The organism is Robertmurraya sp. (assembly GCF_036676585.1).
GTDB lineage: Bacteria > Bacillota > Bacilli > Bacillales > Cytobacillaceae > Robertmurraya_A.
The window spans coordinates 1-10,730 of sequence record NZ_JAKFCQ010000200.1 but is presented as its reverse complement, the minus strand read 5'-3'; the positions used below and the strand labels follow the sequence as shown (position 1 = coordinate 10,730).

The window sequence follows — 10,730 nt, the reverse complement described above, 5'->3', positions numbered from 1 at the left end:
CCACCTGCGAAATGATAAAGTCTTTTGTCTTTGATCCAATAAATGTGATCAAATAGCTTATCTAAAAAGTAGCGATCATGCGATACTGCCAGGATGGTTCCATTAAATTCTTCTAGAGCTTCCTCAAGAACTTCACGGGATTCAATATCTAAGTGATTGGTAGGCTCATCTAGGATGAGAAAATTCAAATCCTGATACATCATCTGTGCTAGGCGAAGTCGCATTTTCTCCCCACCACTCAACTGGGATACCTTTCGAAACACACTGTGCCCATAGAACAAAAAGCGAGCTAGAATATGCCTTGCTTCCCCTTCTGTTACCTTTATTTCATCTCGGAATAATTCAATCACCGTTTCGTCCTTTTTATCAGGAAAAATATGCTGAGAAAGATAACCGACTTTCACATTACTTCCAAGCTTTAATTCTCCACTATCAGCCTGTTCTTGCTGCAGAAGCATTTTAATAAGCGTGGATTTTCCCGTCCCATTTTCACCAACCATCGCGACCCTTTCACGAAACTGAATGTGGAGATGGGCATCCTGAAATAAAACTTGCTCTCCGAAAGATTTATTTACCTCCTTCATGACAACCACATCCTTGCCACTCCGGTCTGCTACCTCCATCTCAAGATTCATCTTTTTACGATTCAGTAGTGGTCGATCCAGCTTCTCCATTCTTTCAAGCGCTCTTTCCATATTACGCGCACGCTTATGAAGCCCTTCATTCGGCGGATTTGCACGATTTGCCCACTCACGTAGTCTTTTGATGGCTTCTTTCATTTTCTTAATCTTTTTTTGCTGTTCTTCATATGCCTGAAATTCCTTTAAAAGACGCTCCTCCTTCTCCTTCACAAAAACAGAGTAATTTCCTATATATGAAGTAATCTCCCCATCCTCTAAATCAAGCATTTTTGTCACCACATCATCGAGAAAGTATCGGTCATGAGACACAATAACAACCGTACCTTTATACTCTTTTAAAAACTGTCCAAGCCACTCCACTGACATCAAATCTAAATGATTCGTTGGTTCATCTAGTAATAATAGATCCGGTTGCTTTAACAGAAGTTGCGCTAAGCCTATCTTCGTTTTCTCACCTCCACTTAGAGACTGAAACGATTTATCTAAGAGGTGTTGAATAGAAAGGCCATTGGAGATGCGATCAATATTGGCATCCATTTCGTATCCGCCTAGCAGTGTGTATTGATCCTGTAACTGTCCGTATTTTTCTACGCATCTTCCAAGACTCTCTGCAGAAACATTAGGATTCGCCATCCGTAATTCAAGCTCTTTCATTTCCGTCTCCATCTCTACCAATGAGGCGAATGCGGTTTTTAACACATCTAAAGCAGTTATTTCACTTTGGAAACCAGGAATTTGTTCTAAATAACCTATTGTCGTCCCTTTTCTCCAATGAATTTGACCACTATCCGGAATTTCTTCCCCAGCTAATAGCTTAAAAAGAGTCGTTTTCCCACTCCCGTTTCGACCAACGAGTCCAACCCGGTCTCCTTCATGAATTTCTAGTGATAAGTTTTCAAAAATGGTGTTCCCACCAAACATTTTGCTTATGGAATTTACGCTTAAAGTAATCATATTTTATTTGAACCTCCCGGAGTTTGTATGTTTTTTTACACAAAAAAACCATGGGAAAAATCCCATGGCACGAAAAATGTGTACGAAAAAAAGAGAGCGGAAAGCCCTCTTTCATCCATTCATTATTTGTGGATAAGAGATGTTTCACTGTTTAGTTTGCTATGGAATTGCTTAAAAAGGGCAGACTTCTCCCGTTGTTCGCAAAACCAGCAAAAATTGCACGGACGATATACGTATAGTCCATCCAGAATCCGCGCATCAAAACAGCATTTTTCATCTCTTTCCACCTCCGTTCCAGTTAGTTACTTTCATCTTATTCATTCCGGAGCTGAAAAGCAAGAAATTTATGTAAATTTTACTTTACTAGCTCATGTTTGAACGCGTAAATAACGGCTTGCGTTCGATCTTGTACTTGAAGCTTGCTTAAAACATTACTCACATGGGTTTTTACCGTCTTAAGCGCAATAAACAAATCATCAGCAATTTCTTGATTGCTTTTTCCCTCAGCCATCAACAAGAGTATTTCCATTTCTCGTGAGGTAAGCTCCTCATGCGGTGCTACATCATTTTTTTGACGCATTTTCATCATCATTTTGCCTGTCACCTCAGGTTCAAGAACCGATTGACCGTGAAAGGTTGCCCGGACAGCATTAGCTATTTCACTAGCCTTTGAGGTTTTTAACATATAGCTCGTTGCTCCCGCTTCAAGTGCCGGATATACTTTTTCATCGTCTAAAAAGCTTGTCACAATGATGATTTTTGCCTCGGGCCATTCTGCAATGATTTGCCGTGTTGCTTCAATGCCATCCATTTCCTTCATGACTAAATCCATTAATACAATATCCGGCCTTAACTCTAGGACCATTGGAATCGCTGCTTTTCCATTATCCGCTTCACCTACAACCTCGATATCTGGCTGTGCAGATAAATACGAAGAAACTCCAATTCTTACCATCTCATGGTCATCAACAAACACGACTCTAATCACTGCTCTCACCCTTCCTCATCAACGGGACCTTTACTTCTAGACGGGTACCTTTATTTTTTACACTAATAATTTTGCACGTTCCACCAATTTCCACTGCACGTTCATGCATATTTTGAAGTCCATACGAACCAGCTTTTGATTCTTCCACATCAAAGCCAACTCCATCATCTACTACCCTCATAATGATAAAATTGTCCCGCTGGATGAGTAAAACCTCCAGCTCCTTCGCCTTTGAATGACGAAGAATGTTCGAAACAGATTCCTGAAGTATTCGAAAGAGATGGTCCTCCACACCTTTATCCAGAGGAAACTCCTCTACCTTCCATCCTATTTCCATCGTTACTTTTTGTGATAGTTCGACTAACAGTTCTTCAATACCTTCTTGAAGTGTTTTTCCTTTTAACGGCACTGGACGTAAATGAAGAAGAAGCGCTCTCATTTCCAATTGAGACTGATGAATCATTTCTTCTACCATCTTCATCTGCTTTGCTTCTCGATTCTCACTTTCAATCTGCTTCGTTTCATTGATTGCAGACATCATCATCGAAGCCGCAAAAAGCTGTTGGCTCACCGAGTCATGAAGCTCTCTAGCCAACCGATTGCGTTCTTGAGATATGATTTCTTGAATACGATTTTCCTGATCCTCTGCTTTTTCATTAGCAAGCTTCTGAGAAGCCTTTGCCTGGTCAGCAATTTGCTTTTGAATTTTACGAACTCTTTGGACAATCGGTTCATAGGAGATGCCATTCTCAATCTGACTTGCGCGTCCTTCCTCTACTTCATGAAGAATATCGTCAATCGTTTGCATCTGTTTCCGCCAGTAAAATCCCGATCCCAAACCAAACAAAATTCCAATCGCAATACTTACGCTTGGAAGAAAGAAGATGAATGGGATATCCATTAAATCACGTTCCCATAGCTCAGACCAATTGTAGACTGGAAAAGCCATAAAAAACGAGACAGATAAAAAGATGAAAACGAATAGAGACAGACTAATTCCCCAAACAATTTGGCGTTGTACGATACTCATACTCGCTTCACCTCGAGGTCACCCACCAGCATCGAAGTGAATACCTTCACCTTCTGATCCGCTTTCTCATACTCGCTCGTTTGAACATGCAGTCGCTGATTGAACAGCTTATCTCCTGTTACATTCAATATATTACTAGAGCCAGCAAGGACACTGTGATTCACACAAACCTCTACATCGTAAGGAACTTGAATCTGGATATTCCCGACTAACCCTCGTACAAATATAATCGTCTCACCTTTTGGTAAAACGGTATAGCTTAGATCGATAATCGTGTCACCGATTCCTGTTTGTATATTAATATCATTCCACTCATACACATGGTCTTTCGTTCTCTGTTCACCGAAAATGGTATTTTCAAATAAGGGCGTTTTTTTTACGATTGTTTCTGTTTGTGGTGCACTCGTTTGTGCTTCGACTACCTCAGGCTGTATTTTTTCTGGGGAACGCTTAGACTTTGCAAATTGAATAATTAAATAACCCAATATCCCAAACAAAAAGACTTTAATAGTCATCATATTAAACACACTTAAAATAAAGAAGATCGTTCCTGCCCAAAATAAGAATTTGCCTGATGTTTTTGGCTGGCGCTTCCTCCCGATATAAATCATTCCTGATGCAACAAGGAGGGAGAAGATCAGTCCACGATTAAAGAAAGTGACCTCAAGTAGTAACAATACTATTCCAAACATAACTGCCCAGCTGAGAAGATCACTCTTCTTTTTTCCTACCATGTTGATTCCTCCTCTCCTGTTCTCTAGACTTATAGAAGGCGTAGTGCTACGCCTTCTAGTTTTTCCATCTTCTATGTCTAGCTACAGTGCCTAGCGACTAGTGTACTTCACCCTTTTCCCTACGATAAGTCAACATCGAATCGCTTACGCTCTTCGTGTTTCCTTTATCTCAGTCAAAGGGCTCCAGTCCATACGTCGCTGAAAAGGCACCTCCGCTTTTCTTCTAGAATATCAGTTTTTCTTACAAAGTAGTAGCTTCTTCTTTTTTCATTTCTTTTTCTAGTTTGGCGATGCGGGCATCGATGGTGTTTCTGTAGTATGAGGTATTTATCTTCTCTTCCATTTGATCAAGGTATGACTCAATTTCTTGAAAGCGCGAAACGGATGGGTTGGAGTAGTTGTCATTGTCTAACACTTTATTCATTTGATAGTGAGCACGAGATAGGTTTTCTCTTCCCATTAATTCCATGCGACGTATATGCATATCTTTCAACTTATGCTTCATTTCCTCGTATTTTTGCTCTAGCTCTTGCAATTGATTTTCCGTGTAACGAAGGGATTCGCTTAATCGCGCTGCTCTCTCTTCGTATTGAAGTTGCTCAGCACTAGCAAATGTGAAAAGCTCCGTTTCACCTGCATTTTGTGCTACTTCAGCTTGGTATTTTCTCTTTTCAGCAAGTTCCTGTGCTTGCTTTAACTCGCGAGTAAACCCGTCACGCAAAGTATATTGTCTTTCAACAAGCTTTCTTACTTTTTCTGTTTCTAGCTCACATTCACGTAAATACTGGTTCAGCATCGCAATCGGATTTTTGTTTTCCTTTTTTGCTATTGCTTCATTTAAATCAGCTACAATCGTATTTTTTAATCGTGTAAATAAGTTTGACATAAATATCTCTCCTCTTTTAAAATTAGTTTTTATTTAGTTCAGACCATTGCTTTTCAAAGTTTTGAAAAGGGTCGTTTGAAACTGTTTCTTTTACTTTTGTTTCGTTAAATTTTTTGTAAACAACATAGAGAATATATGCAGCTACAATCCCAACGATCGCCGGTGCGTTAGAGATGGATGCCATCAGGAGAATGAATCCTAAGATTCCTAACCCGATTTTCATCCCTGTCGAATCTGTCTTTAAAAACTGCTTAAACACAAAGTACAGAATCGCCATGCTGACTACTAACCCTACCAGTGGACCAAGATTTGCTAATAAAACTAACGCTGCAATGCCTCCTATTAAAAGCAACCCGAATTTTTTCATTTGTTGTTGCCTCCCTTCTTGATATCATCTTACCTAGATTTCAAACTTCTCATAACGAGCTTAAGCTTGATTTTCATATACGACTTGAGGCTTAGAGAGTGATAAGACTGTTGGTAAATCGCGGGTTAGAGTTGATTTAATAGAGGAAAACTCGTCATTTTCGTAATGGTTGAGGAGGGTTTTAAGGGGAATGTTCGTTAATTTGATTTTCTTCGGGCCGTTTTAGATCTTATTTTTAAAAGAATGGGTGTTTTTCTATGCGCTGGGTCAGCTTTATTTGCGATTTTTTGAATTTATTTGCGATTTTCGGATTTTATTTGCGATTTTCAAAATTTATTTGCGATTCCCAGATTTTATTTGCGATCTTCAAGTTTTATTTGCGATCCACCGACTTTACTTGCGATCTTCCGATTATATTTGCGATCCAATGCTCTTACTTGCGATCCCCGGTTTCCACATGCAAACTACATCATAACTCCCCAATTGAAAAAAGCCGGAGTTCCCTCCGACTTTTCCTACTTCGAAATAAACATTTGTGTCCAGTAATGCTGCTTTGATCCGCCTTGTGCATAACCAACACCGATATGCGTGTATCCTGAGCTAAGGATGTTTTTACGGTGGCCTTCACTGTTCATCCATGCAGTCACTACCTCTTGCGGTGTGCGTTGACCGGCTGCGATGTTTTCTCCTGCACTACGGTACGATATTCCGAAGTTTTTCATCATATCAAATGGCGATCCGTATGTAGGGCTTGTGTGAGAAAAATAGTTTCGGTCTCTCATGTCAACTGATTTGTAACGCGCCACTCGTGCTAGTTCCCAGTCCGCAACAAGAGGCTTTAATCCATACTTGGCACGCTCTTGGTTTGTCAATTGGACGACTTGATTTTCAATCGACTTGGTCGCATCATAGTTTGGAATGTTTACCCTTTGTCCCGGATAAATAAGTGCTGGATTTCGAAACTGTGGGTTTGCCTGAATAATTTCGGATAATCCCACTTGATAACGAACAGCAATTTTCCATAAGCTATCTCCCGGTTGAACAGTATACACTTGTTGTGCGAACGAGTTTGTTGGGATAACAACCAATGACAGTAATAGAGCAATTCCTAAGATTAGCTTTTTAAGCATATTTACCACCTCCTAACAATAATAGAATTCATCTTCCTCAGCTAAAAAAATCAAGGAGAATGTTTCCAAATTGGAAAAGATTCATTGTCCCCTTCATATAGTGTGTAAAGGAGGGATTTCCATGGGTTTGATGTGGGTAACAACCGTTGGATTGGCTATTTGCTTAGGAATTGTTGGTGGTGTGTTTATTTATTATCTAAGAACGGCACTTGATTCAGAGGATGCACATCGAATTGATCCCGCTCCAAAAGATTAGAAATAAGTGGCTCGAATCTCTCTCGGGCCACTTTTTTTAAAAGATAAGAAAGGATAAGACTTTCAACTTTGAAAATTGTCTAGCTCCAGCGCCCTAGCGCCTAGTGTCCTTCGCTCTCCGCCCTACGATAAGTCAACATCGAATCGCCTTCTGGCTCTTCGTGTTTCCTTTATCTCAGTTGGAGCGCTCCAGGCCATACGGCGCTTACCAGGGCGCTTGCGCTTTTCTTAGTCCCTTTGACAACCTGGACAATAAAAACATTTTCTTGAGGATACCTCTTCAAAGCAAATCGTTCCTCCACATCTCCCACACACTTCCCCTTCTCGGTCGTACACAAAGCAATGATCATTATATCCCCCCGTAAAGGTGTCCCCTTTATATAAAGGCTGATCCATATAGCCTCCCAACCCAAGCGCTCGCTGCAGCACTGATTGAATCGCATCATAAAGATCCTTTTGCATTCCCTCATCCAATGTATCTGCATGTTTGGTAGGCATGAGCCGAGCTCCATAACAGATTTCATCTGAATAACAATTCCCAATTCCTGCGATAAATTGTTGATCAAGAAGTGTGGTTTTAAGTCGTCCTCTTTTTTCACTGATTAAATCAAGCCAAGCTGTATAGGTTAAATGGCCATTCAACGGTTCAGGTCCTAAATCAGACAGCTCCTTTTCAAGCTCCTCTTCAGATAAAAGATGTAGATACCCTAGCCGCAAACCAATAAAATATAACTCCATTTCCCCAAAGGAAAGAATCACCTGTTTGGTTCTTTTGGGCTGGTCATTTTCACTACCCACATACATCCAGCCGCCAAGCATTAGGTGCAGCAGCAAGCTGTCTCCTGTATTTAATTTAAAAATCAAGTGCTTGGCTCTTCTATGAATGGCTTGTACCCTAGCTCCTTGTACTTTCGATATAAACGTTTCACTCTCCATATTGATCGACTTTTCACGATTGATGGTCACCGTAGAGATTTCTTTCCCTGATAATCGCTCACTTAACAACTTCCGATACGTCTCCATTTCTGGTAATTCAGGCATGGTTGACCTCCTTCGTTCGGTTTCTTTTAGTATGCGCAAAATCCAATGTATCGCTTGGAAAATTGTCCTTTCTTCCATACATATTTCTCTCTCACTTGGAAAAATTATGTTCATCTAGAAGATTTGAGGAGGAACGGCTATGTCTATGAAGGACTATGAAATACCCCGCTTTCCAGAACCATTTTGGAGAGACATGGATTTACCGATTTACAATTCTTTAATCGAGGATATCAGTGTGGATGTGGCGATTGTTGGGGCTGGCATTACTGGCATTACAGCTGGTTATCTATTAGCTAATAAAGGCTTAAAAGTCGCCATTCTTGAAGCTGGGAGGGTTTTAAATGGAACGACCGGTCATACGACGGCAAAAATAACGGCTCAGCATGGTTTAATATATAATGAATTGCTCCAAAACTTTGGCGAAGAACGAGCGAAAATGTATTATCAGGGCTCTGCTGACGCCATGGAGTTTATTAATCGAATGGTAAATGAACATAGCATCGAGTGCGATTTTGCAACCCAAGAGGCCATTCTTTATGCTGTATCAGACAAATATGCGTTTCAAGTGGAAGAAGAGGCAGATGCCTATCGAAAGCTTGGCATACGTGGGGAGTTAACAGAGGAAGCCCTCCCTTTTAACATTAAATCGATGTCTACCCTTGTGATGCCTGACCAAGCCCAGTTTCATCCACTCAAGTACTTGAATGTACTTTTACGTAAATTTATTGAAGCGGGTGGCGTGGTTTACGAAAATGTAACGGCTACAGATGTAGAGGAAGGTTCACAGCCTAAGGTGGTTTTAAGAAACGGGAAAAAAGTATCGTGCGAGCATGTGATTGCAGCGTCTCATTATCCGTTTGTTGATAAAAACGGCTTTTATTTTACTCGTCTTGAAGTTAAACGTTCCTATATCGTTGCGGTAACAACACAAAAAGAGTTTCCTGGTGGTATGTTTTATGGTGCCGACTCACCTACTCGCTCGTTAAGGTCTACCCCTCTAGAAAACGGAGAACAGCTTGTTCTTGTTAGTGGAGACGGTCATAAAACCGGACAAGGGGAAGACACCATGAAGCATTACATGGCGCTAGAGGAGTTCGCTAATGATGTATTCGGTATTAAAGAGTACAAGTACCGATGGTCTGCTCAGGATATGATTACATTAGATAAAATCCCTTATATCGGACCGGTTACTGAGAAAAATTCCAATATTCATATTGCTACGGGCTATCGTAAATGGGGAATGACGAATGGAACGCAGGCAGCCATTTTGCTTTCTGATACGATACTTGGTAAAGAGAATGTGTACCGAGATTTTTATGCCCCTCAACGTTTTGATTCCGATCCGGATATCAAAAAATTCATTCAAATTAATGCGGACGTTGCAAAGCATTTGGTAAAGGGGAAGCTTGAGTATGTTGGAAAAGAGCCAGGTGAGGTCGAGGTAGATGAAGGAGCAGTGGTGATGGTGAAAGGCGAGCGCGCTGGTGCCTATCGCGACCATGATGGTTGCCTGCATCTTGTAGACACAACCTGTACTCATTTAGGCTGTGAGGTGGAATGGAATCACGGAGATCGTACATGGGACTGCCCTTGCCACGGGTCACGATACACTTACGACGGAACAGTTGTCGAGGGTCCTGCGGTAGAGCCTTTGAAAAAGTTAAATTTGGATTAATTCATATCATTGAGCCATGCCCCCTTTGTTAGGGGCATGGTCAAATACTAATAAAAAACCTATTTCAGGTGAAAATCGCCTGAGTTGGTATTTACATTTAATTCGTATTCGCCGTCACCAAGCTGACCGATGATACGATCTTCTTCTTTTTCCTGATAACTCATTTGCTTAATATCTATGATGCCACTACCTGACTCTCCTTTGAAGTCTAGCTTCATAGAAGTTGGTTTGTCCTTGAACTCAATGATTACATCGCCACTTGATGATTTTGCAGTAATATCTCCAGTTAGCTGTTGACTGGAGATTGACATATCGCCTGATGAAGTAATGGTCTCCAAGCCTCCTTCCACATCCGAAAGTACTACATCCCCAGAAGATGCTATTGTACTTATTGATGTTGCTTGACTTCCTTTTAGAAAAAGGTCTCCACTACTCGAAACAAGGTTAATTTTCTTTGACTTAGTCTTCTCCACGGTGACGTCTCCACTTGATGTCTTCACTTCAAAGGACTCCCTAGCATCACTTGATTCAACCTTGATATCTCCGGAACTTGTATTAAAATGTAATTCCTTTGCTAGTACACCTTCTGCTCCAATATCTGCTGATGATGTGACAACAGTAATCGACTTATATTCTTTTTCTGGAACATGTATACGAATGTTTGTATCGTATATAAGAATACCGATGTTTATTATTTGTTGATTATGATCAATTAATTTAACATCTACTGTATTTCCGTTTTCCTCGGCTACAAGGGACAATTCTTTTTTTAGCTTTCTACTTATCTTTCCGTGTAATTCAACAGTGATATTATCGTCACTGCTTGGAACAACCATCACATCACTGGACTCAAAGTGAAAGTTTAGATTTTCCAACTTTTGATTTTCAAGCACTAACTTTTCATTAATCTCATACGTTTCGAATGAAAATCCACCTGATGCACTAACTGAAACCAATGTTCCCACTATTCCAATGGCAAGCATGATAAATAATGCACTCACGATTTTCTTCATGCCGTTCTCCCCCCTT

General features: G+C 40.6%; 12 protein-coding genes. 2 read left to right on the top strand and 10 right to left on the bottom strand.

The window, feature by feature from the left end; all coding sequences use genetic code 11:
* The 8 genes from abc-f to safA form a co-directional block, all read right to left on the bottom strand.
* Nucleotides 1-1,595: ribosomal protection-like ABC-F family protein (abc-f, locus tag ACGLXV_RS24365; RefSeq protein WP_391560666.1), on the bottom strand; the 1,595-nt coding region annotated here is incomplete at its 3' end.
* A gap of 151 nt (nt 1,596-1,746) precedes the next feature.
* The gene (locus ACGLXV_RS24360; RefSeq protein ID WP_391560665.1) at nt 1,747-1,872 is read right to left on the bottom strand and encodes an RAxF-45 family protein; all 126 of its coding nucleotides are present in this window, start codon (nt 1,870-1,872) and stop codon (nt 1,747-1,749) included.
* Between the two features lie 78 nt (nt 1,873-1,950).
* Complete coding sequence (locus ACGLXV_RS24355) at nt 1,951-2,583, bottom strand: response regulator transcription factor (RefSeq protein WP_391560667.1); 633 nt, start codon at nt 2,581-2,583, stop codon at nt 1,951-1,953.
* Nucleotides 2,576-3,613 (bottom strand): sensor histidine kinase, encoded by a 1,038-nt coding sequence (locus tag ACGLXV_RS24350; RefSeq protein WP_391560664.1) that lies wholly within the window; start codon nt 3,611-3,613, stop codon nt 2,576-2,578. The genes ACGLXV_RS24355 and ACGLXV_RS24350 overlap by 8 nt, the downstream gene beginning before the upstream one ends.
* Nucleotides 3,610-4,347: a cell wall-active antibiotics response protein LiaF gene (gene liaF, locus ACGLXV_RS24345; RefSeq protein ID WP_119706683.1), complete on the bottom strand. Its 738-nt coding sequence runs from the start codon at nt 4,345-4,347 to the stop codon at nt 3,610-3,612. Before liaF ends, ACGLXV_RS24350 begins: the two co-directional genes overlap by 4 nt.
* Before the next feature lie 241 nt (nt 4,348-4,588).
* Nucleotides 4,589-5,233 carry a PspA/IM30 family protein gene (locus tag ACGLXV_RS24340; RefSeq protein ID WP_391560663.1) on the bottom strand — a complete coding sequence of 215 codons (645 nt, stop codon included), beginning with the start codon at nt 5,231-5,233 and terminating at the stop codon, nt 4,589-4,591.
* Between the two features lie 22 nt (nt 5,234-5,255).
* The gene (locus ACGLXV_RS24335; RefSeq protein WP_119706681.1) at nt 5,256-5,600 is read right to left on the bottom strand and encodes a lmo0954 family membrane protein; all 345 of its coding nucleotides are present in this window, start codon (nt 5,598-5,600) and stop codon (nt 5,256-5,258) included.
* 515 nt (nt 5,601-6,115) lie between these two features.
* Nucleotides 6,116-6,730 (bottom strand): SafA/ExsA family spore coat assembly protein, encoded by a 615-nt coding sequence (safA, locus tag ACGLXV_RS24330; protein WP_391560662.1) that lies wholly within the window; start codon nt 6,728-6,730, stop codon nt 6,116-6,118.
* A 121-nt stretch (nt 6,731-6,851) separates the two neighbouring features.
* On the opposite strand from safA, the gene ACGLXV_RS24325 reads away from it, so the two are divergent.
* Nucleotides 6,852-6,986 (top strand): hypothetical protein, encoded by a 135-nt coding sequence (locus ACGLXV_RS24325; RefSeq protein ID WP_391560661.1) that lies wholly within the window; start codon nt 6,852-6,854, stop codon nt 6,984-6,986.
* Nucleotides 6,987-7,213: 227 nt separating this feature from the next.
* On the opposite strand, the gene ACGLXV_RS24320 is transcribed toward ACGLXV_RS24325, so the two are convergent.
* Nucleotides 7,214-8,026, bottom strand: coding sequence for an Fpg/Nei family DNA glycosylase (locus ACGLXV_RS24320; protein ID WP_391560660.1), 813 nt, complete (start codon nt 8,024-8,026; stop codon nt 7,214-7,216).
* Between the two features lie 139 nt (nt 8,027-8,165).
* On the opposite strand from ACGLXV_RS24320, the gene ACGLXV_RS24315 reads away from it, so the two are divergent.
* Nucleotides 8,166-9,701 carry an FAD-dependent oxidoreductase gene (locus ACGLXV_RS24315; protein ID WP_391560659.1) on the top strand — a complete coding sequence of 512 codons (1,536 nt, stop codon included), beginning with the start codon at nt 8,166-8,168 and terminating at the stop codon, nt 9,699-9,701.
* 59 nt (nt 9,702-9,760) lie between these two features.
* Here the strand turns inward: ACGLXV_RS24315 and ACGLXV_RS24310 are convergent, their stop codons facing one another.
* A complete protein-coding gene (locus ACGLXV_RS24310; RefSeq protein WP_391560658.1) occupies nt 9,761-10,714 on the bottom strand; it encodes a DUF4097 family beta strand repeat-containing protein in 954 nt (317 codons plus the stop codon).
* Between the last annotated feature and the right edge of the window lie 16 nt (nt 10,715-10,730).